The sequence below is a fragment of the Dehalogenimonas alkenigignens genome (genome assembly GCF_001466665.1).
In the GTDB taxonomy this organism is placed as follows: Bacteria; Chloroflexota; Dehalococcoidia; order Dehalococcoidales; family Dehalococcoidaceae; genus Dehalogenimonas; species Dehalogenimonas alkenigignens.
The window spans coordinates 1,110,834-1,132,387 of the sequence record NZ_KQ758903.1; the positions used below are offsets into that span (position 1 = coordinate 1,110,834).

20 protein-coding genes are annotated in these 21,554 nt (G+C 56.1%); 9 read left to right on the plus strand and 11 right to left on the minus strand.

Translation table 11 applies throughout. The features are described 5' to 3' along the window. Nucleotides 1–5: 5 nt before the first annotated feature. On the minus strand, nt 6–563 hold the full coding sequence (gene efp / locus DEALK_RS05920; RefSeq protein WP_058439363.1) for an elongation factor P: 558 nt from the start codon (nt 561–563) through the stop codon (nt 6–8). A gap of 137 nt (nt 564–700) precedes the next feature. On the opposite strand from efp, the gene DEALK_RS05925 reads away from it, so the two are divergent. Further along, entirely contained in the window at nt 701–1,465 is a 765-nt protein-coding gene (locus tag DEALK_RS05925) for a fumarylacetoacetate hydrolase family protein (protein ID WP_058439364.1), read from the plus strand. Nucleotides 1,466–1,507: 42 nt separating this feature from the next. Here DEALK_RS05925 and DEALK_RS05930 read toward each other — a convergent pair whose 3' ends face one another. Further along, the gene (locus DEALK_RS05930; protein ID WP_058439365.1) at nt 1,508–1,882 is read right to left on the minus strand and encodes a hypothetical protein; all 375 of its coding nucleotides are present in this window, start codon (nt 1,880–1,882) and stop codon (nt 1,508–1,510) included. Nucleotides 1,883–2,053: 171 nt separating this feature from the next. Here DEALK_RS05930 and DEALK_RS05935 point away from each other — a divergent pair, with 171 nt between their 5' ends. From DEALK_RS05935 to acs, 5 genes are all read left to right on the plus strand, one after another. Further along, a complete protein-coding gene (locus DEALK_RS05935) occupies nt 2,054–2,617 on the plus strand; it encodes a cob(I)yrinic acid a,c-diamide adenosyltransferase (protein ID WP_240608179.1) in 564 nt (187 codons plus the stop codon). An 18-nt stretch (nt 2,618–2,635) separates the two neighbouring features. After that, entirely contained in the window at nt 2,636–3,727 is a 1,092-nt protein-coding gene (gene fbp / locus DEALK_RS05940; protein WP_058439366.1) for a fructose-1,6-bisphosphate aldolase/phosphatase, read from the plus strand. A 91-nt stretch (nt 3,728–3,818) separates the two neighbouring features. Then, nucleotides 3,819–4,433, plus strand: coding sequence for an RdgB/HAM1 family non-canonical purine NTP pyrophosphatase (gene rdgB, locus DEALK_RS05945; RefSeq protein WP_058439367.1), 615 nt, complete (start codon nt 3,819–3,821; stop codon nt 4,431–4,433). 140 nt (nt 4,434–4,573) lie between these two features. Then, nucleotides 4,574–5,662: a nucleotidyltransferase family protein gene (locus DEALK_RS05950; RefSeq protein WP_058439368.1), complete on the plus strand. Its 1,089-nt coding sequence runs from the start codon at nt 4,574–4,576 to the stop codon at nt 5,660–5,662. A 17-nt stretch (nt 5,663–5,679) separates the two neighbouring features. Next, complete coding sequence (gene acs / locus DEALK_RS05955; protein WP_058439369.1) at nt 5,680–7,665, plus strand: acetate--CoA ligase; 1,986 nt, start codon at nt 5,680–5,682, stop codon at nt 7,663–7,665. Between the two features lie 80 nt (nt 7,666–7,745). Here acs and DEALK_RS05960 read toward each other — a convergent pair whose 3' ends face one another. From DEALK_RS05960 to DEALK_RS10155, 7 genes are all read right to left on the minus strand, one after another. Further along, nucleotides 7,746–8,372, minus strand: coding sequence for a GNAT family N-acetyltransferase (locus tag DEALK_RS05960; RefSeq protein ID WP_058439370.1), 627 nt, complete (start codon nt 8,370–8,372; stop codon nt 7,746–7,748). Nucleotides 8,373–8,417: 45 nt separating this feature from the next. After that, entirely contained in the window at nt 8,418–9,320 is a 903-nt protein-coding gene (gene dapA / locus DEALK_RS05965) for a 4-hydroxy-tetrahydrodipicolinate synthase (protein WP_058439371.1), read from the minus strand. A gap of 1 nt (nt 9,321) precedes the next feature. Continuing rightward, nucleotides 9,322–10,341, minus strand: coding sequence for an aspartate-semialdehyde dehydrogenase (locus tag DEALK_RS05970; RefSeq protein WP_083496458.1), 1,020 nt, complete (start codon nt 10,339–10,341; stop codon nt 9,322–9,324). Nucleotides 10,342–10,471: 130 nt separating this feature from the next. Next, nucleotides 10,472–11,257, minus strand: coding sequence for a 4-hydroxy-tetrahydrodipicolinate reductase (gene dapB / locus DEALK_RS05975; RefSeq protein ID WP_058439372.1), 786 nt, complete (start codon nt 11,255–11,257; stop codon nt 10,472–10,474). 157 nt (nt 11,258–11,414) lie between these two features. Continuing rightward, entirely contained in the window at nt 11,415–13,610 is a 2,196-nt protein-coding gene (locus DEALK_RS05980; RefSeq protein WP_083496377.1) for a polyribonucleotide nucleotidyltransferase, read from the minus strand. Nucleotides 13,611–13,683: 73 nt separating this feature from the next. Then, nucleotides 13,684–13,947: a 30S ribosomal protein S15 gene (gene rpsO, locus DEALK_RS05985; RefSeq protein ID WP_058440058.1), complete on the minus strand. Its 264-nt coding sequence runs from the start codon at nt 13,945–13,947 to the stop codon at nt 13,684–13,686. Nucleotides 13,948–14,436: 489 nt separating this feature from the next. Then, nucleotides 14,437–14,583, minus strand: coding sequence for a hypothetical protein (locus DEALK_RS10155; protein WP_165802719.1), 147 nt, complete (start codon nt 14,581–14,583; stop codon nt 14,437–14,439). 198 nt (nt 14,584–14,781) lie between these two features. Here DEALK_RS10155 and fabF point away from each other — a divergent pair, with 198 nt between their 5' ends. The 3 genes from fabF to DEALK_RS06000 are packed head-to-tail and all read left to right on the plus strand — an operon-like array spanning nt 14,782 to nt 18,374. After that, complete coding sequence (gene fabF / locus DEALK_RS05990; protein WP_058440059.1) at nt 14,782–16,044, plus strand: beta-ketoacyl-ACP synthase II; 1,263 nt, start codon at nt 14,782–14,784, stop codon at nt 16,042–16,044. Nucleotides 16,045–16,053: 9 nt separating this feature from the next. Next, nucleotides 16,054–17,733 (plus strand): single-stranded-DNA-specific exonuclease RecJ, encoded by a 1,680-nt coding sequence (recJ, locus tag DEALK_RS05995; RefSeq protein WP_058439373.1) that lies wholly within the window; start codon nt 16,054–16,056, stop codon nt 17,731–17,733. 14 nt (nt 17,734–17,747) lie between these two features. Further along, nucleotides 17,748–18,374 (plus strand): glycerol-3-phosphate acyltransferase, encoded by a 627-nt coding sequence (locus DEALK_RS06000; RefSeq protein WP_058439374.1) that lies wholly within the window; start codon nt 17,748–17,750, stop codon nt 18,372–18,374. 36 nt (nt 18,375–18,410) lie between these two features. Here DEALK_RS06000 and DEALK_RS06005 read toward each other — a convergent pair whose 3' ends face one another. Then, on the minus strand, nt 18,411–19,106 hold the full coding sequence (locus DEALK_RS06005) for a hypothetical protein (protein WP_058439375.1): 696 nt from the start codon (nt 19,104–19,106) through the stop codon (nt 18,411–18,413). 141 nt (nt 19,107–19,247) lie between these two features. Further along, a complete protein-coding gene (locus tag DEALK_RS06010; RefSeq protein ID WP_058439376.1) occupies nt 19,248–21,554 on the minus strand; it encodes a DEAD/DEAH box helicase in 2,307 nt (768 codons plus the stop codon).

The following is a 21,554-nucleotide window of genomic DNA, read 5'->3' on the forward strand; positions in this document are numbered from 1 at the left end:
CGGCTCTAGCCGACGCGCTCCACGTACGCCCCGGTGATGGTGCTGATCCGCACCGTATCGCCTTCTTTGATGAAGGCCGGCACGCCGATTTCCAGGCCGGTTTCCAATCTGGCCAACTTTTGCTGGGCGGTTACCGTGGCGCCTTTCATCGCCGATTCTGTTTCGATGATTTTAAGTTCAACCGCTTTGGGCAGGATAAGGTCAATGGGGCGGTCCTCCCACATCATAACCTGCACCCCCAGCGAATCCTTCAGGTAGAGCTTCTTGTCGCCGACGTTCTCCTCGTTCATGATGTGCTGCTCGAAAGATTCGGTATCCATGAAATGGTAATGGCCGTGCTCTTCGTAAAGGTATTGCATGTCCCGGACGGTAATGGTAGCCTCGTCGAACTTATCTCCTGAATGATAGGTAGGTTCGGAAAGGATTCCGTTCAGCAGGTTGCGCAGCTTTAAGTGATAAATCGCCCGGCCTTTGCCCGGCTTGACGAAATCCACGCTTTCGACGTTAAAGGGCACCCCATCAATAAGCAGTTTTTTATTCTTTGAGACTTCAGAGACTTCCACAGGTTTTCGGATATTCCTCCGTTAAACTATATATTACAAACCAAGTGAACATTATAGGCGCTTCAAATAGGCGGCGCAAATACTATTCCGACCCTGAATTCCGTGACTCAAAAGCCCAAGAGTGTTAAAATGCCGGGATGAAAATCGTCAGATTTGCTGCTCCTGATTGCCCAGAACGGTATGGTGTGCTCGAAGGCGATATCATCAAAGCCCTGGCCGGCACTCCGTTCAAAACTATGGATTACTCCGGCGAAACCCTCCCCCTGGCCTCGGTCAAACTTCTGGCGCCTTGCGCCCCTTCAAAGATAGTTTGCTTGGGGGTTAACTATCACGGGCATGCCCGCGAGATGGGTCATAATATTCCTAATGTGCCATTGATCTTCTTGAAACCTTCGACCGCTGTCATTGGTACCGGGGCTGATATTGTCTATCCGCCATCGTCTTCAAGGGTAGACTACGAGGCGGAGCTGGCGGTGGTTATCAGGAAATCCGGCTGGCGCATTTCCCAGAAAGCCGCCCGTGACCACGTGCTTGGTTATACCTGTTTCAACGATGTCACCGCCCGGGACTTGCAAAGAATAGACGGCCAGTGGACCCGGGCGAAAAGCTTCGATACCTTTGCCGCTGTCGGCCCGTGGGTCGAAACCGATGTCGATCCCTCCAGGTTGGAAGTGGAGACTTTTCTAAATGGTGAGCGCAAGCAGCACGGCAGCACCTCGGATTTGATCTATCACATCGATTTTCTGATCCACTTCATCTCCCATGTGATGACCCTGCTGCCAGGAGACGTCATCGCCACCGGCACTCCATCGGGCATCGGCCCTATGAAAATCGGTGATACCGTTGAAGTGCGCATCGAAGGAATCGGTACTCTGCGGAACAAAGTCGTCAGGCAGGATTAAGCATACCGTCCGGTCTAAATGGTTGAACACGTCTGTTTATGATTAATTCTTAAAGAAATCCCTGACATCAGCTCTCGTCAGGTACACGATCTGCAGCACCCCGATAACGGTTCCGATAGGGAAAAACAGCAGGCTGATGACCCCGTGTGCCAGGCTGGTAACCCGCCCGAAATCACGGTTGGCCAGTAAGCCCGCCGCTCCCGTAACGGAGACAATCAGATACGCCAGCAGTGTCAGAGCCCCAACCGCCAGCCCGAAATAAAAAAATGGACCGGAAAAATTGAATTCGAGATCCTGGAGGAACAGCGCCTCAACCTGAAAACCGATCATCACCAGCACAGCAAGACCAATGAGTGTGAAAAAAGCGGTCACCAGTTCCCACACAGCGATAAGCACTAGCAGATCTGGTTTTTTCATTATGATCCTTCAATACGCTATTTTCATTCTATTTACGCAGCGGTCTGCCGTCAAGACAACAGGCTTTCCTCCGGCTTTAGAATGCCTTGACACTACTTTCCGGCCTTGTTAAACTTGGCTGTTGTCCTCTTATTTTGACCCCGCATCGGCGCTCGCGTCCCGGAGGGATTGTTGATCCAAACTGAACCGCTTAGCCAACGCTGCAGGCTGGAAAAAGGGCTGGTGTCCATCTTCACCGGCCACGGCAAGGGTAAGACCTCCGCCGCCATCGGCATCGCCGTCAGGGCGGCAGGGCACGGACTCAGGGTATATATGGTCTTCATGATGAAAGCCAACGAGTTTTTTGAGCACGGCGAATTTACCGTATTGAAAAGCCTGCCCAATGTCCACGTGGAAGCATTCGGCTACCGCGGCTGGTCAAGAAAAGGCAATATAACCCCGGCGCACAAGGCTGAGGCTGAAAAGGCGCTTGAAGACGCGGCAACAGCCATGTCCAGCGGCGAATACGACGTTATCGTTCTGGATGAGATCAACCACGCCGTCTCCGGAGGTTTAATTGACCTTGAAAAGGTCATCGGTATGATTGATAAAAAGCCGGAGTGTGTCGAACTAATTCTCACCGGCAGAAACGCCGATCCCCGGCTGGTCGCCATGGCCGACCTGGTTTCAGAGATACTTATGATTAAACATCCGTTTAACGAGGGCATCCGCGCTCGTAAAGGTATTGATTATTAAATTCAGAAGGAGTTATTTATGAAAATCACCCTGAGCGTCATTAAAGCCGATATCGGCGGTTTCGTCGGACATTCAGATTCCCATCCGGAATGTCTTTGCGAGGCTGACAACAAGCTGGCTAAAGCTAAGCAAAACGACCTGATAATAGATTACCATGTCACCAAATGCGGCGACGACCTGCAGCTGATCATGACCCACCAGAAGGGTGAGAACAACACCGACATCCACGAGATGGCCTGGAATACCTTTGTCTCCTGCACCGAAGTGGCTAAAAGACTGAAGCTCTATGGCGCCGGCCAGGACCTGCTGGCCGATGCTTTCTCCGGCAATATCAAGGGTATGGGACCCGGTGCCGCGGAGATGGAATTTGAAGAACGCATTTCAGAGCCGGTCGTCATCTTCATGGCCGATAAGACCTCGTCCGGTGCCTGGAATATGCCTCTGTACAAGATGTTCGCCGATCCCTTCAACACCATCGGTCTGGTTATCGCCGAGAATATGCATCAGGGTTTTAAGTTCGAGGTGCATGACGTCAAAGATTCAAAGAAGATCATTTTCTCCACCCCGGAGGAGATCTATGACATGCTGGTTTTCATTGGCGCTCCCAACCGGTACCCAGTTAAAGCGGTCTACACCAGGAACGGCGAGATCGCTGCCTCCTCATCCACCCAGAAGTTGGCTTTCATAGCCGGTCGCTACGTCGGCAAGGATGATCCGGTGTGCATCGTTCGCTGCCAGGGTGCCTTCCCGGCCGTCGGTGAGGTGCTGGAACCGTTTGCCACGCCGTATCTTGTCGAGGGCTGGATGCGCGGTTCCCACTGGGGACCGATTATGCCTACCGGCGTCGCCGACAGCCTGCCGACCCGCTTCGACGGCCCGCCGCGGGTTATCGCTCAGGGTTTCCAGCTGTCGCAAGGCAAGCTTGTTGGACCGAGGGATTTCTTCGCTGATGTATCTTATGATCAAGCCCGGGAGATGGCTAACAAGATGGCTTACATGATGCGCCAGCACGGTCCCTTCGAACCGCATCGCCTGCCGCTGGACGAGATGGAATACACCACCATGCCGCAGGTTTCCCGAAAACTGGCCGAACGTTTCAAGCCGCTCTAATAGTGCGATGGATATGATAAGCAGGGACACGGCCGCACGCCGTGTCCCTGCTTATTTCTGCTGGTATTGAAAGAGAGCAATGTGAGTGACTATGGCTGAACTGTTGCTCGCGACCAACAACCAGGGTAAGATCCGGGAGTACCGGGAACTACTATCTGGTTGCGGGTTTGAACTGGTCACTCCCGCCGGGAGAGGCATCGATATCGCAATTGCCGAGACCGGCGACACTTTCGCCGAGAATGCGGCCATCAAAGCTCGGGCATTCGCTGCCGCCTCCGGACTGGTGACTCTGGCCGATGATTCCGGCCTGGAGGTTGATGCCCTTTGCGGCGCGCCGGGGGTACGCTCAGCCCGTTATGCCGGCGAGGGCGCTTCGGACATCGAACGGAATGCCCTTCTGCTTGAAAACCTGCGGCACGTACCGTTGCCGCTGCGGACCGCCCGGTTCCGCTGTGTTATTGCTATCGCTGAACCATCTGGCGGCATGCACCTTGCTGACGGCGTCATTGAAGGCCTGATTGCTGTTACGCCGCGGGGAACTTCTGGTTTCGGTTATGATCCGATCTTTTATTTGCCTGAGCGCCATCTGACAATCGCAGAGTTGGAGCCAGTTGAAAAAAATCGGATCAGCCACCGCGCCGCCGCCGCGGCGAAGGCCTGTGCCATACTCCGCTGCTTATTCCCAGAGAGTAATAAAGTTAGTTAGAATACCAGAATGGATTGTATTGACCAGGTCTTAGCCTGGACTTGATTTAGTGGTACTAGTTCCGTTAAGATTAACATCACTCCTGCAGGTTTGATCAATCCCGCCCAACCGACATTGAAAGCGAGTGCCGGTATTTTTTTATGAAAGCCCTGATTCTCGTAGGCGGCCTCGGCACCCGGCTGAGGCCTTTGACAATCAACACCCCCAAAGCGATGTTACCGGTACTGAACCGTCCCTTCATGGCGCATGTTGTTGAAAATCTGACGCAGCATGGCATCACTGAAATCATATTCACCCGCGGTCATTTAGCCGGGCAGATGGAATCGTATTTCAATGAGAGTTATTCTTCCGGCATAGAATTCGCTTTTGTTGATGAGGCGCAACCACTGGGAACCGCCGGTGGCATTAAGAATTGCCAGTCTTATCTTGGTAACGAAGCATTCTTTGTCCTGAACGGTGACGTTTACGCCAATATTGATCTCACATCAATGCTGCGTTTTCATAAAGAGAAGGGTGCCTTGGCCACTATCGCCCTGACGCCGGTGGCTAATCCTTCCGCATTCGGGCTGGTAGAGACTGAAACAGACGGCCGTATCCGGCGTTTCGTGGAAAAGCCGCTGCCTGAAGAAGTCACCACCGATATGATCAACGCTGGTTGTTACATCCTCGAACCAGAAGTGCTCGAGTTCATCAAGCCTGCGACCAACGTCAGTATCGAAAAAGAGACCTTCCAATTATTCCTCAAAGACAAGCAGCCGTTTTTCGGCTGGAGCGACCGGACTTCTTATTGGATCGACATAGGTTCCTGCGATAAATATATCCAATTGGTTGCGGATATGCTGTCCGGGCGCTGCACCTGTTCCACCGCGCCGCCGCCCGGGGTACACCTCGGCGAAGGTACGGTGGTTGAACCTTCCGCCCGCATTGAGGGTCATGTTGTTATTGGGCGTCACTGCCGCATCGGTGCCGGGGCAGAAATCACCGGGCCGGCGGTCATCGGGGATAACTGCCTGACTGGAGACGGGGCTGTTATTTCAGCTTCTATCCTCTGGGACGGCTGCCAGGTGGCCGGCGGGTCGAGCGTCCTTGACTCTGTGGTAGCCGAAAAATGCTGTTTATCGCCGGGAAGCCGTGTATCAGGTTCCATCCTGGCAGATGGAGTGTACGTTCCCTCAGGAGCGTTCCTGGGAAATTGCCGGATTTGGCCGGGTACTATCATCACGAATTAATAGAAAGGAAGGAAGAAATGACTCAAGCCGATTCTCGTGTCGCCCATTTACCCACCACCAGCTATTACTGCCCGTCCGGGAAATATGATGAACTCTGGCGCCGCGCCGATGAAGACCCAGAAGGGTTCTGGGCGGAGCAGGCGCTGGAACTGGACTGGTTCAAGCGCTGGGACAAGGTCCTGGACTGGAAAGCGCCCTATGCCCGCTGGTTTGTCGGCGGCAAGCTCAACCTGTCAGTGCAATGCCTTGATCGGCACATGAAGACCGACGTCCGCAACAAAGTCGCCTTCTACTGGGAGGGCGAGTTGGGTGATTCTCAGGTGCTGACCTACGGCGAAATGTACCGCCAGGTCAACAATACCGCCGGCGCCCTCAAGAGGCTGGGCGTCAAGCGAGGCGACCGTGTAGCCATATATTTGCCGATGATACCGGCATTGCCGGTGGTCATGCTGGCCTGCGCCCGCATCGGCGCGCCGTTTACCGTCGTCTTTTCAGCCTTTTCCGGACAGGCGCTGGCCGACCGGGTTGAGGATACCGGTGCCAAAGTAATCGTCACCGCTTCCGGCATGCACCGCCGCGGCAAGATCCTGCCGCTGAAGGAAAATGCCGTCGAAGCTGCGGCCAGGTGCGCCTGTGTTGAAAAAATCGTCGTCGTCAAGCATACCCACCATCAGGTAGAAATGGATCCCAACCGTGATGTCTGGCTGTCGGATATCCTTTCCGGCTGCGACGAATATGTCGCCCCGGAAGACATGGATTCCAACGACCCGCTCTTCATCCTTTATACCTCAGGCTCGACGGGCAAGCCAAAGGGCATCCTGCACGGTACCGGAGGGTACTCGCTGTGGATCGCAAAGACCATGCAGTGGGCTTTCGATACCGATGCCCAGACCGTCTGGTGGTGCACCGCGGACGTCGGCTGGATTACCGGCCACTCTTATGTCGTTTTTGCCCCGATGATCCTCGGCTTAACCTCTGTTATGTATGAAGGCGCCCCGGACTACCCTGCGCTGGATCGATGGTGGGCCATCATCGCCAAATACGGCGTTACCGCCTTCTACACATCGCCCACCGCCATCCGGATGTTCATGCGCCATGGCGAGGAATGGCTGTCCAGGCACGATCTTTCCTGTTTGAAGATACTTGGTTCGGTCGGAGAACCGATCAATCCGGAAGCCTGGCTGTGGTATTACCGAAATGTCGGCAAGGAGCGAATCGGCATCTCCGACACGTGGTGGCAGACAGAAACCGGCGGTTTCATGATTTCACCCACGCCCGGCATTCAAATGCACGCCTTAAAGCCGGGTTCAGCCACCAAACCCATGCCCGGTGTGGTGCCGGCGGTGGTTGACGCCGATGGCAAGGAACTGCCTAACGGGGAGACCGGGTTCATCGTCATCAAGAAACCCTGGCCTGGGATGCTGCTGGACATTTACCGCAATCCGGATCTGTACCATAAGACCTACTGGTCGCGCTTCCCCGGCTATTATCTGCCGGGTGACTACTGCATGAAGGACCAGGATAACTTCTTGTGGCTGCTGGGCCGCGCCGACGAAGTCATAAAAGTGGCTGGCCACCGTATATCCACCGCCGAGCTTGAATCGGCCATTGTCGGTCATTCTGCTGTGGCTGAAGCCGCCGCCACCTCCCGACCGGATGAGATCAAAGGCGAGGCCATCATCCTGTTCGTCACCCTGCGTAAGGGTACGCCGCCTTCTGTGGAAATCAAGAACGAACTTACCCGGCATCTCCGGGCCACCATCGGCACCCTGGCCACTCCCGAAGAGATTTTCTTCGTGAACCTTTTACCCAAAACCCGCTCCGGTAAGATCATGCGCCGTCTGCTGAAAGCTGTGGCTACCGGCGCCGCCGTCGGCGATACCACCACTCTTGACGACGGGGCTTCGGTGGATGAAGCAAAAGCCGCATTCGCGGAGTTAACTGAAAGTTCTCACCATTACAAGTCAGCTGAAAAGAAACCTGAGACGAAGCCGCTGCCTTAAACCTTTTTCTGGGCTGAAATAACAGGAGGGCGGGTTGGAAAACCCGCCCTCCTGTTTACATAATCCGGTTAGCATGCCCGTCAGGGGGAGTGGATGAGCCGCTCCTGCGCTGTTCTTTTCGGCTGGCGTGACATCAGGTATAACTTGAGATCTGAACCCGGCATCGATTCTTCCCTGAGCAGTTCGAAACCCCATCTCCGATACATTTCTACGTTGCGGGGAGTTTGGGTTTCCAGATAGGCCAGTAATTGACGATCGTCAAGGTGGCCCAGCATGGGCCGCATCAATTTGGATGCGAAACCCTGCCCGTGGTATTCGGGATCTACCGCCAGGACCGCCAGGTACATGTGGCGTGTCGGAACCAGTTCCTTTCGCAGGCGGCTAAAGTGCAGGTCCAAAGCCGCTTCACGGAACAGGTACCGCCAGCCGCAGCGCAGCGGCAGAAACGGGAAACCAGCGCGAAGGTGGTTAAAAAAGTTGTCTTTTCGCTCGGAATCAATCCACATCGCAAGCCCTTCGCATTTCTCCGAGGTGACGAAGGTGCCGCCGCCAGAAATCAGTGAAAGTCTCAAATAGTATTCCTCGGCGAATCGCAGGTTTGCCCGCTTGTTCGCGTCAGGGATCAGGTAATCAGTCGTCGGGTCATCGGCGAAAGCCCTGGCGCAAGCGACCGATGCCGGCAGTACCAGCTCAGGCTTCAGCGGCATCAGGCCGCCTAAAGCGCGAGGTAGAAACGGCTGTTCAACCATTGATCAATTCAAAGGCAGGTCGATGCGGTAACCCTTGAGGGTCTCCCGGATGAAAGCCGCTGTCTTCTCATCCGGTTCGACCAGCGGTAATCGCGGCGCCCCGACGCGGAAACCGATGTAATTCAAAGCATATTTCACGGGTATCGGGTTCGCCACCACGAACAGGTTGTTGAAGATAGGCGTCAGGTGGCGATGCAGCGCCGCCGCCTCATCCAGTTTGCCGGCGGCGAAACTTTCCATCATCTGCTTGATCTGCAGCCCGACAAGGTGAGAGGCCACCGATATGACGCCGTGAGCGCCTATAGCCATCATCGGCAGGGTATCCGAGTCATTGCCGCTCCAAACGGTGAAATCAGGCCTCATCTTCTGGGTTTCATCGATAATCCGGGCGATCTCGCCCAGGTTGCCGGAAGCCTCTTTGGTGCCGACGATATTGGGAATTTTTGATAACCGCACTGTCGTTTCGGCAGATAACGAGGTGATGGTGCGTGAGGGCACATTGTAAAGGATGATGGGCATGGTGGTGGCGTCAGCCACTGCCTTGAAATGGCGGTACAACCCCTCCTGAGTGGGCTTGTTATAGTAGGGCACTACCAGGAGGGCGGCGTCAACCCCCAGCTTTTCGGCTTTAATCGTGTTCTCGACAGCCTCGGCGGTGGAATTGGAGCCGGTGCCGGCAATAATCCTGGCTTTGTTGCCGACAGCCTCTTTGACGGCTTTGAACAGGGCATGTTCTTCTTCCCAGGTAACGGTGGGTGATTCGCCGGTGGTTCCAGCGACAACGATGCCGTCGCTGCCGGAGGCCACCAGCGCCTTGGCCAGCCTTTTCGTCTGCTCGAAATCGATGCTGCCGTCGTCTTTGAACGGTGTCACCATCGCGGTAATAAGGCGCCCCAGTTCTTTCACGCTACCCTCCCAGCCAGCCTCTCTTAAGCATTTCCTCGGCAATCTGGACTGCGTTTAGTGCAGCTCCCTTGCGGACGTTGTCGGCTACAATCCACATCACCAGCCCGCCGGGGTGCGAGGAGTCCTCCCGAATGCGCCCGACGAAAGTTTCATCAGTGCCGGCAGCCATCCACGGGTGGGGATAGAGGTTGACTGTTGGGTCATCCAGGACCCGTACCCCGGGGGCCTGGACAAGAATTGCGCGGGCTTCGGTCGGGGGGAACGGCCGCTCAAACTCGACGTTCACCGCCTCGGAATGGCCGATGTACACCGGAACTCGGACGCAGGTGGCGGATAAGGCTATGGCCGGAGCATGCATTATTTTGCGCGTCTCAACCAGCATTTTCCATTCTTCTTTGGTATAGCCGGTGTCGAAAAAGACGTCGATTTCGGGTATCAGGTTGAAAGCTATCTGGTGAGGATAGATATGAGGTGTCACCGGCTCGCCGGCCAGCACCGTCTTGGCTTGGGCGGTGAGCACCTCCATGGCGGCGCTGCCGGTGCCGGATACCGCTTGATATGTCGAAACGACAATTCGTTTGATAGGATTGACCTTGTGCAGAGGGTAAAGCGCGGTCACCATCTGGATGGTTGAGCAGTTGGGATTGGCGATGATGCCCTTATGGTTTTTTGCATCCTCGATGTTGACCTCAGGTACCACCAGCGGTACATCGGCCTCATACCGGAAGGCGGCGGAGTTGTCGATGACCACCACGCCTTTCTGAGCGGCGATGGGCGAAAAATGCCGGGAGATGTCGGCTCCGGCTGAGAAGAGCGCCAGGTCGATGTCGTTAAAGCTGTCAGGAGAAGTTTCTTTGACTTCGATCTCCTCGCCTTTGAACATCACCTTCTTGCCGGCGCTGCGGTCCGAAGCCAACAAAGTCAGTGATTTCAGCGGGAAATTGCGCTGGGTCAGGATCTTGACGAATTCCTGTCCCACCATACCGGTGGCCCCGACGATGGCGACTCTAAGACCGTTCAAATCGATCTCCCGCTGGGACACAGCAACTCGTGTCCTTTTCAAAAATTTGGCATCAATTCTAAAGCATCAAAGGGTAAAAATCCAAAGAGCGAACCGATAATAGCTAACAGACGCAATGATTATTGCCCGGTCAGAATCCCAGTAGCTTATTCAGCCCGAAGATGAACTGGCCGCGGCGTTTGGCTATTTCACGTACCGCTAACAGCACTCCGGGCATGAAGCTGTCACGGCTGATCGAATCGTGTCGAATAGACAATGTCTGGCCCACGGTGCCGAAAATGACTTCCTGGTGGGCTACCAGGCCGGGCAGCCGGACGCTGTGGATGGGTACGCCGTAAAATTCCTCGCCGCGGCTTTTGTGCTCAGTTTCGTCTTTCGGTGATTCAAACGGCGTTTCCCGGGCTGCCTGCATCATCCTTGCCGTGGCTATGGCTGTACCGGACGGCGCGTCGGCCTTCTTCTCATGATGCAGTTCAATGATTTCCGCCCAGTCGAGGTATTTAGCCGCCGTGCGCGCCAGTTCCATCATCAACACCGCCCCCAGAGCAAAATTAGGGGCGACCACGATGCCAATATTGAACTCGCGGGTCAGTGTTTCGAGCCGCGCCAATACCTGTGGGGTGAGACCGGTTGTGCCTATCACCAGAGAAACGCCGGCCCGCGCCGCTGTCTCCGCCGTCTGCGGCACCGCTGAGGCCAGGCTGAAATCGACAACGACGTCCGGTTTGGTTTTAACGAGGCACTTATTTACGTCAGCAGTGATGAACAACTCGACTCCGTCGAAGGACATGGTGTTTTCTGGAGCTCTGGCGTCGCAGCCGCCGGTCAGGGTCATGTCTGGTGCCGCGGCTACCGCCTTGATAACTTCCCGGCCCATCTGGCCAAGCGCTCCCTGCACAGCGACTCTGATGCTCATTTCTCTTCTCCTCCGCGCGATGGTATTTACGATAACCGAACGCCCCGCCTAAATCAAGCAGGGACACAGCTTGCTGTGTCCCTGCTATCAATTTTGATATCTCAGTATTCGGTTATTAGGCTATGCCGAGGATTTTGGGTTACCGCCCTTGAGAGATCTAACGCCGGAAAGGCGGTCGGCCGCCGTGATCCATTGGCGCGCCGGGACCGGAACGGCGGAAACCGCCTGGCGCTGCCTGGCGCATTGCCTCGGCCTCTTCCGGCGTCGGCGGCGCCAACAGGGCGCGGCGGGAAAGGTTGATCCGCCCCTGGGAGTCGATTTCAGCCACCTTGACCTGCACCATGTCGCCGATCTTGACGACATCTTCGACGCGGTCAACGCGGCGGTTGGCCAGTTCAGAGATATGTACCATGCCTTCCTTGCCGGGCAGTATCTCGACAAAAGCCCCGAAACTCATGATGCGCGTCACCTTGCCGGTATACACGGTACCGGGTTCGATATCCTTTGTCATGCCCTCGATGATGGCAATCGCCCGGTTGGCTGAATCGGCGTCGGTGGCGCCGATGATCACTGTACCGTCGTCTTCGATGTCGATGGTCGTTTTAGTTTCCTCGATGATGCCGCGGATAACCCGGCCGCCGGGACCGATAACGGTGCCGATCTTGCCCGGGTCGATCTTCAGCTTGTACATCCGCGGCGCGTAAGGAGAAAGTTCGGCTCGGTTGCGGGAAATGGCCCTGTCCATCACCTCAAGGATGATGCCCCGGGCCTCTTTGGCCTGCTTCAACGTCTGCTCGATGATGGCGAAGCTGATGCCTTTGAGTTTGATATCCAGCTGGATGGCGGTGATGCCGTCGCGGGTGCCGGCCACCTTGAAGTCCATGTCGCCGTAATTGTCTTCCAAACCTTCGATGTCGGTCAGGGTGACAAACTTGTCGATGTTGTCATCTTCAGTTACCAGGCCGATGCTGATGCCGGCCACCGCTCTCTTAATGGGCACGCCGGCGTCCATCAGCGACAGGCTCGAGGCGCAGGTGGAAGCCATGGAGGTGGAGCCGTTAGATGACACGGCTTCGGAGACCAGCCGGATGGCGTAGGGGAACTCGGCCTCACTGGGGATTACCGGCAGAAGCGCCCGTTCCGCCAGAGCGCCGTGCCCAATCTCGCGCCGGCCGGTCCCGCCGACACGCTTGACTTCGCCGGTGGAATAAGGCGGGAAGTTGTAATGGTGGATGTATCGTTTCGATAACTCGGGTGAAATGTTGTCAAGCTTTTGCTCCATCTGTAGCGAACCCAGGGTGGTGATATTGAGGATCTGGGTCATGCCCCGGGAAAACAGGGCGGAACCGTGGACTCTGGGCAGGATACCGACCTCGGCAGACAGCTCGCGGATTTCGTTAATGCCGCGGCCGGAAACACGCTCGCCTTTATCAAGAATGCTGGAGCGGACCAGCTTTCGAATCTTCTTATCGTACGCGGCTATGACGGCACCGGCTTCATATTCACCGGCCAGGCCATCCATGAGTTCCTGCAGGATGGCGTCGAGATTGGCGGCGCGCTGGGTTTTATCGGCCTGGAAGAAAGCGGCGGGCAGCTTGTGGTCAATGGCTGCGGCCACCTTAGCCCACAGGCCTTCGTCAACGGCCGGCGGGTCGACATGCCATTTAGCCTTGCCGACAGCGGCGATAACCTCTTCCTGTAAAGCGATGATCTCCTGATTAGCGGCGTGGCCGAATTTGATAGCCTCCATCATCAGGGCCTCGTCGGCCTCGTGGGCGCCGGCTTCGAGCATGGTCACCGCCTTTTTGGTGCTGGCGACCACCACGTCTAACTTGCTTTCAGGCATCTGAGAGAAAGTCGGGTTGATGACGAACTCGCCGTTGATATAGCCGACGTGAACCGCTGAAACCGGTCCCTCGAAAGGCATCTCGGAGATGCCCAGGGCGCACGAAGCGCCGATAACCCCCAGAACGTCCGGGTCGTTCTCCTGATCAGCAGCAAAAACAGTTACTATGACCTGAATCTCTCTGCGCCAGTGTTTGGGCAGCAGCGGGCGGATCGGCCGGTCAGCCAGGCGAGAGGCCAAAGTTGCCGCTTCGGTGGGCCGTCCCTCGCGGCGGATGAACCCCCCGGGGATCTTACCTGCGGCATACATCCTTTCCTCGACGTCAATGGTCAAGGGCAGGAAATCCACCCCCGGTCTAGCCTCTTTGGCGATAACCGCGGTGGCTAAAATCTGGGTATCGCCGTAGCGCAGGGTGACGGCGCCGTTGGCTTGCCAGGCAAGTTTGCCGTGTTCGATGACAAGCTTGCGCCCGCCGATTGTGCGTTCAAATGTGCGTATCGATGCCAATGGATTCTCCTTAAGCAGTTATTGGGGTTCAACCAGAGAGGTCGACCCGTGAAGACGCCGTTGAGTCGGTGGGTTACTTGCGCAGACCGATCTTGGCGATAAGGTCCTGGTATCGGGTCGCGTCCTCGCGCCGCAGATAAGCCAGCATCCGGCGGCGCTGGCCGACCAGCCGCAGCAAGTTGCGTTTGGTATGGGCGTCCTGCTTGTTGGCAGCCAGGTGAGTGGTCAATTGGTTGATCCGGGCTGAAAGGATGGCCACCTGGACTTCGGCGGAACCGGTGTCCTTGGCATGCCGCTTGAAGGCATCGATGACGTTGATCTTGTCCTGTTTTTCCAAGTTCTCGTTCTTCCTCTTTCTTTTATCAAAGGTGAAGTATATCACAACCTGCTGTCTTGTAAAAGACTCATCCCCTCCGTCTTTGCGGGGAGCGCCGCGACGCCGCAATCTCTTGTGCGGTCTTTTCTCACTTTCAATAAGAGAGAATTAAAGGGCGGATTCGGGCCGGGTCTGAGACACACCCGCCCCCGTGGTTGTGTCGTTCCGGCGAAAGCCGGAATCCATCGGGGGAGTAACCTGGTTGGTGGGAAATGATATCTAAAGGAAAGTTCCCCATCCCAACTGGCAGGGGGATCCATCGTAGGGGCTTCCTTCCGCTGAACGACGCCTTGCCAGCCGGGGTGGCTAATCGCTGATTGCTGAAAGTTAAAAAATATCGCACCAAAAACGACAAAACTCGCTTGACAATCACTGGGAACCCCTGTGCTATAATAATCGCATGATTATTAGCACATATGTACCTTTTTTCTTGGCCTCCCGCGCTCTTCATCATTGTTTGGCGGCGTCGGCCACCCCGGTATTCCCGAAATCAGCGTTTCGGGCTCTGAAAAGCTGGCTGAGGCTGTATCTGTTTCCAAACCTGACGAAAGCCGTTCCCCACTCCTGGCCGATCGCGGCTTTTTGGTATCGTTTCACCAAAAAGGACTCTTTTCGCAGATGAACAAAAACAACCCTCTTCTCCCGGCTCTGGCGGCGAGTCGTTTCAGTCGTTTTTCAACACGCCCCACGACACCGGAACCCGCGACTCTGGAGAGTCTTGAAATCGTTGAACTATCATTCAAAAAGTGCTATAAATAGGCCAGTTTGGCTATTGAGGTGAACGTAAACACGATGATGGACACCCGTTTCAAACCTGATTATTCCCGCCGCGTGGTCATTACCGGCATCGGAATGGTCAGCCCCCTCGGCCTTGACACTCCGACCACCTGGGACGGTTTGATAAACGGCCGCAACGGCATCGAGATGCTGACCCTGTTCGACGCCTCACCCCTGGAAACCCGTTTCGGCGGAGAATGCAAGGGATTTGATCCGGCCAACTACATCAACAAGAAAGACATCAGGCGGATGGACCGCTTCGCCCAACTGGCGGTAGCCGCCGCGCGCATGGCCGTCGAAGAGTCCAAATTGGATATCGCCGACGGCAAGGGCGACGACATCGGCGTCATTGTCGGCTCCGGTATCGGCGGCCTGACCACCCTGTTTGACCAAGCTAGAGTCTGCATCGAAAAAGGGCCGTCTAAAGTCACCCCTTTCCTCATCCCGATGATGATCTCGGACATCGCCGCTGCCCAGATCGCTATCGCCATGGGCTTAAAAGGACCCAACTTCTGCACCACCTCCGCTTGTTCTTCGGGCTCCGATGCCATCGGCACCGCCTATGAGGCAATCCGTGAAGGCCGCGCCGATACCATGCTGGCCGGCGGCACTGAGAGCGGCATGAATGTCCTGGCGTTCGCCGCGTTCAACGCATTAAACGCCTTATCAACTAACAACGACGACCCGCACCACGCCTCACGGCCTTTCGATGCCGGACGCTCCGGCTTCGTCATGAGCGAGGGTGCCTGCGTCGTTGTCCTGGAGGAGCTCACGGCAGCCCTCAAACGGGGCGCTCACATCTACGCCGAAGTTTTGGGCTACGGCAACTCCTGCGATGCCTTCCACATTGTCCAGCCCATCGAGACCGGGGAGGGCGCTGCCCGTGCCATGAAGATGGCCGTCAAACGAGCCGGGATCGAGCCTGGAGAGATTGACTATATCAACGCCCACGGCACCTCGACCCAGCTCAATGACAAGATGGAAACGTCAGCTATCAAGCAGGTACTGGGTGATCACGCTTATAAAGTCCCCATCAGTTCGACCAAGTCAATGCTCGGGCATCTCATCGGCGGCGCCGGGGCTATAGAGTGCGCTATCTGCGCGCTGGTCATTAAAAATGGTATAATCCCGCCGACAATCAACTACACCACGCCGGACTCTGATTGTGACCTTGACTATACACCCAATACGGCAAGAATTAAGAAAGTGGCCACTACGCTGTCGAACTCCTTTGGCTTCGGCGGTCATAACTCTGTTATCATCCTGCGTCAGTACGAATAAGGCTAAGGCATGCGCGGCGCCCGCTGGCAGGTAGCCCCGGCTGACATCCCGCCCGGGCTGACCGGAAAATACCCGGTGCTCATGGCTCAAATCCTGGGTAACCGAGGACTGCGTACCGCAGAAGATGCCGAGCTTTTCCTGTCCGGGGACAACCGTCTGTCGCATGACCCGATGCTCCTGCCGGACATACAACCGGCGATGGCCCGCATCTACCGGGCGGTCCTTTCCGGCGAGAAATTCGCCGTCTACGGCGACTTCGACACTGACGGGATCACGGCTACCGCGCTCATGGTCACCGGCCTCCGCCGCCTGGGGGCGGATGTTGTGCCCTACATCCCCCACCGCCTGACCGAAGGCTACGGCCTCAAAACCGAAGCGCTCAGGAAACTGGCCGCCGAGGGTGTATCGCTGGTTATCTCCGTTGACTGCGGCGTCACCGCTGTGGCCGAGGTGGCTGCCGCCCGCGGTTTCGGACTGGACATCATCGTCACCGACCATCATCTGCCGCTCCCTGAGCTTCCGCCAGCGGTGGCAGTGATCGATCCCCGCCGCTATGATTCCGCATATCCCTTCCAGGAACTGGCGGGGGTCGGCGTCGCCTTCAAAGTAATCGAGGCGCTTTTTTCCGGAACCGCCCGGCCGCTGCCCAAGGAGCATTTTCTGGAACTTGGGGCTATCGGCACGGTGGCCGACATCATGCCCCTTACCGGCGAGAACCGCTACCTGGTCAAAGAAGGATTGAAGCATCTAAACGATCACCCCTCTCCGGGACTTCTTGAGATCGTGACCTTGTCGCGTCTGAAACCCGGCCGGCTCGACGCCGAAAGCATCTCCTGGACGGTGGCGCCGCGTCTTAACGCCGCCGGACGGCTGGAGCATGCTATGGTTGGCTATAACTTGCTCATGGCTGCCACCGCCGACGAGGCAGCGGCACTGGCATCAGCGCTGGAAAACAGCAACGCCGAGCGCCAGCGCCTGACAGCCAAATACGTCGCCCGGGCCCGCGAGCAGGTACTGTCCGGACCAATATCACCGCTGCTCTTCGTTGAGGATGAGGAGTGTCCGCCTGGTATCCTTGGGCTGGTAGCCGGGCGTCTGACAGACGAGTTCTACCGCCCCTCCATCGTCATCCGCCGGGAGAAAAGCGTCTCCACCGCTTCATGCCGCTCCATCCCAGGATTCAACATCACACAGGCAATAGACCGCTGCGGCCACCTGCTGTGCCACTATGGAGGCCACGCCCAAGCGGCTGGCTTTAGCCTCAAAACAGCCGACCTGCCGGAGATGTCGTCGCTTATCGCCGACATCACCGCCCGCGAACTAGCCTCGCTTGACCTCCAACCGGTACTGTCTATCGACGCCGAGGCGCGCTTTCATGAACTTGGCGGCGGTCTTTACGAAATGCTGAGCCAGCTTGCCCCATTTGGCGAAGGCAACCGGCCTCCTCTTTTCGTCAGCCGTTGCGTCACAGTGTTGGATTACCGGTTCATGGGTACAGCCGAAGAACATATGAAACTTAGGTTGACGCAGGGCAATTCGGTTTGGGAAGCCGTCGCTTTCCGTCAAGCGAGCAGCCTTAAAAAAATTCTCCCCGGTCCGCTGGATGTGGTGTATAATCTTGAACTGGATCGGTACAACGGGCGCGAGACTCTTCGAATGAACATCGTTGATTTTGCACCATCAGTCTGACCATAGATATGCCTATGAATGAAACATTATCGATCGTAGCTGCCCTCATCGCTGCATACCTGGTCGGCAGTATTCCCCTGGCTTACCTCATGGGACGCTGGCTGAAAGGGATTGATATCCGGCAGGTTGGCACTAAAAACATGGGCACGATGAACACTTTTTATGAGGTGGGATTTTGGCCCGGTATGCTCGTTCTAACGGTAGATATTTCCAAGGGGGCTGCAGCGGTAGCCGTTGCCCGGGTGCTCGAAACACCTCAAATTATAGAATTCCTGGCCGGGATGGTGGCGGTAATGGGTCACGTTCTCCCGGTCTGGTTAAAATTCAAAGGGGGCAAAGGCGGCGCGACCTGCATAGGAGTTCTGGCATTCCTGATGCCATGGGGTATTCCCATCTATGCCGCGACTTTCGGCTTGATACTCCTGATAACCCGTTTCCCTACTTTCAGCTACAGCGCCGCTTTCATCATCTTCCCCATTATCGGCTGGGTGATATACCATTCTACCGCGTTTATCATCTACCCTATGGCGCTGCTGATGATACCGGGTCTGCAGTACATCATGAGAGTCAAGCAAATCGGCGAACGCTCCACCAGCTTCAAGGACGCCGTGTTCCGGAAAAGTCTGCGGGACAGACGCTAGACACATCTCAATGGCTGAACGCCATTCGGCGGACTGTTATCCTGCCGGTTTCTTCTTTCCCGGACCGTAATAGCTTGGATAAAGCTTTTCCAGGCAATCCGGACAGATACCGTGGGTAAATTCGGCTTCGGAGTGGGTACTGATGTACTTTTCGACGCTGCTCCAGTAGCCTTTGTCGTCCCGGATCTTCTTGCAGTTGGCGCACATCGGGAGCAGACCGGTAAGGGTTTTCACCTGTGCCAGGGCTTCCCGGAGTTCACCTTCGATACGCTTCCTCTCAATGATATCCCTTTCCAGGGCCAGGTTGGCTCTGGTGAGGTCGACAGTCCGCTCTTTCACCCGGTCCTCCAGGTGACGCTGGTACTCAAGCAGCTTTTTCTTGCCCTGCTCATAGGCGTTGATGAGACCGACCTCAGCCAAGCCCACCAATCCAATTACGATCATTTCAAGCAGCAAGTTCGGATGCCAGTTAGCGGTTAGATAGATGGCAGCGTATGGAATGGTCACAGCGCCAAGAGCGCCCCAGAAAAAGAATCCGACGGCGAAGCCGAAACGCCACGTGGCAATGGCAATAACCGAAAGGAAGAAGGCTTGCTGCAAGGCGAACAACACGAGCTGGAATTCATCTCCGGACAGTTGCTGTCCTCGCAGAAGATCCGCATAGACGGTGATAACGAATAGCGCACCGAGGAGTGTAACCACCCAGAACTCCGGGCGGCGGAAAAGCTTCAAGGGTATACCCGAACGGATATAACTCAACATACAGGGCTCAAATCAGGTCGTAAATTTACAGTCGGGTACCTGATTAACACCGGCGTGATAACTACGCGTAACTTAATGATTAAAAAGTATATCATCGGGGCTACGTTTTTCCTAATCCGTTTGTTTTCCGGATACGGTAACACCGAGCAATCCATTCAGAAGCGCAGTTGCCCCGGCCTTATCAAGAGGTTCGTTATTGTTGCCACACTTAGGAGATTGAACGCAGGCGGGGCATCCAGAATTGCAAGGGCATTCAGTGATAATGCTTAGAGTAGCTTCCCACCAGTCTAAAAGGATCTCATAACCCTTTTCGGCAATGCCGACGCCTCCCGGGTGGGCGTCATAGATGAAAATGGTAGCCTCACCGGTGTCCGGATGCAGCGGTGTCGAGAGCCCTCCGATATCGTTACGATCACACAGGGCGAACAGAGGCAGAACGCCGATGGCGGCGTGTTCAACCGCATGTATGGCACCTGCCAGATCCAGACCGGAAGAAAGTCTATCCGCCAGATGGGCAGGTATCTCGAACCAAACAGCCACCGTCTCGAAACGCTGGGGCGGCAGCGAAAGCGCTCCTTCTCCCAACACCTCCTCGGTATATTGTGCTTTACGCTTAAAACCGACGACGGTCACCGAGACTTCCACTTCTCCTAGCTTCACAGCAGTGCCTCGGATGAAAAGCGACTTCAGCACCCGCTGGACTCTAAGTTCGGTAATGTCTTTGACCTCGGTATAATAACTGCCGTCGAATGGTTCCGCGCGCACGATCCGGGTTTCCAAATCCAAATCGCGGACAATGTAACTCTCACCCTGGTGCAGATAGACAGCCCCGGGAAACAACTGGAACATGGCGGTAGCAGAGTCTAGCACCTCCAGCAGAACGCCGCTGCCGCCATCAATGACCGTGTACTCCTTACCGCCGATGCCCCTGATGCTGATCTCCCCGGCCGGGTAAGATATATCTGCCGAAGGATAATAACGACCGAGCCGCTCCTTCAACAGACCGCGGCGAACCAGCGAATCCAGATTCACCCTGAAAGAAGGCCCGAACAACTCGAATTCCTTGGGCGAAAGCGGCATTTCCCATGCCGCACAAAGCAGGTGGGCGCCTGAAATATATGGATTCTCGGGATTGAGCAAGGCGTATTCAGGCAGCCCTTCAAAGAAAAATTCCGGGTGGCGCATGTAATATTGATCCAACGGGTCATTGCGGGCAACCAGTACCGACAGCGACCTTTGCCGCCGCCGGCCGCTTCGGCCGGCTTGTTGCCAAACGCTAGCGGATGATCCCGGATAACCGGTTATTAAAGTGGCATCCAGCGAACCGATGTCGACGCCAAGTTCCAGCGCCGATGTGGTCACGGCTCCTTCCAGCCTTCCCGCGAACAACTCTTTCTCAATAAGGCGGCGATCTTCTGCCAGATAGCCTGCTCGGTATGGCTTAATAAGTAAGACTTTTTCGGGTGCTGTTTTCAAGAGACGCTCCCGGGCATGGACGAAGATGACTTCAGCCAAACGCCGGGACCGGGCGAACGCAAGCGTTCTGATACCATGGGCGATGAGTTCGGCAAAGAGAAAAGTGGCCTCCGCCGAGGCGCTTCGACGAGTAGATTGGTTCGGGTCGATCAGCGGCGGATTCCAGAAGATGAAATCTTTGCCTCCGTAAGGTGAGCCGTCAGCATCGACGACTGAAAAATCGAGCCCCGTCAGGAGAGCAGCCAACTCTAAGGGGTTGCCGATGGTCGCTGAGGCCATCAGGAACTGGGGTTTTGCGCCGTAACGGCGGCAGACGCGCCGCAGTCGCCGCAACAAGAGCGCCAGGTGAGAACCAAAGACGCCGCGGTACAAATGGGCTTCATCAATGATGACGTACTTAAGGTTAGCCAGGAAACGCCGCCAGTTCTGGTGATTGGGCAGGATACCGACGTGAAGCATGTCCGGATTGGAAAAGATCAGCCTGGCGCTGGCGCGTATGGTTGTCCGGTCGCTTGCCGGCGTATCGCCGTCAAAGGTAGCGAAATCACCCCGGCCAATGGCTTCCGGGGCGAACAGGTCTTTGACGTGTTTCAACTGATCCTGGGCCAAGGCTTTGGTCGGCGACAGGTACAGGGTGGTGGCGACGTCATCGGTCAGCAAGGTTTGCATGACCGGGATGTAATAACCCAGGCTCTTGCCTGAGGCAGCCGGTGTAGCGATAAAGACATTATCGCCGCGCCGGGCGGTGTCAACCGCCTGAGCCTGGTGGCTATAGAGCGGCCACAATCCCTTTGCCCTGAGGCAGCCCTCCAGGCGGGAATCCAGCGGCTGCTCAAGATCCGCATAGACCGCTTCTCTCGGCGGGATTTCCTCAAGATGAGCGATCTGGCCGGCCATTTCCGACTTGGTACGAAGATACTCGACGAACTCCCGGACGTCCAT

Excerpts from the sequence above, each read along its gene's own strand:
- DEALK_RS05925 (WP_058439364.1), top strand. The coding sequence starts at position 701 with ATGAAAATCGTCAGATTTGCTGCTCCTGATTGCCCAGAACGGTATGGT.
- DEALK_RS05930 (WP_058439365.1), bottom strand. The coding sequence starts at position 1,882 with ATGAAAAAACCAGATCTGCTAGTGCTTATCGCTGTGTGGGAACTGGTG.
- fbp (WP_058439366.1), top strand. The coding sequence starts at position 2,636 with ATGAAAATCACCCTGAGCGTCATTAAAGCCGATATCGGCGGTTTCGTC.
- rdgB (WP_058439367.1), top strand. The coding sequence starts at position 3,819 with ATGGCTGAACTGTTGCTCGCGACCAACAACCAGGGTAAGATCCGGGAG.
- DEALK_RS05950 (WP_058439368.1), top strand. The coding sequence starts at position 4,574 with ATGAAAGCCCTGATTCTCGTAGGCGGCCTCGGCACCCGGCTGAGGCCT.
- acs (WP_058439369.1), top strand. The coding sequence starts at position 5,680 with ATGACTCAAGCCGATTCTCGTGTCGCCCATTTACCCACCACCAGCTAT.
- DEALK_RS05960 (WP_058439370.1), bottom strand. The coding sequence starts at position 8,372 with ATGCCGCTGAAGCCTGAGCTGGTACTGCCGGCATCGGTCGCTTGCGCC.
- dapB (WP_058439372.1), bottom strand. The coding sequence starts at position 11,257 with ATGAGCATCAGAGTCGCTGTGCAGGGAGCGCTTGGCCAGATGGGCCGG.
- fabF (WP_058440059.1), top strand. The coding sequence starts at position 14,782 with ATGGACACCCGTTTCAAACCTGATTATTCCCGCCGCGTGGTCATTACC.
- recJ (WP_058439373.1), top strand. The coding sequence starts at position 16,054 with ATGCGCGGCGCCCGCTGGCAGGTAGCCCCGGCTGACATCCCGCCCGGG.
- DEALK_RS06000 (WP_058439374.1), top strand. The coding sequence starts at position 17,748 with ATGAATGAAACATTATCGATCGTAGCTGCCCTCATCGCTGCATACCTG.
- DEALK_RS06010 (WP_058439376.1), bottom strand. The coding sequence starts at position 21,554 with ATGGACGTCCGGGAGTTCGTCGAGTATCTTCGTACCAAGTCGGAAATG.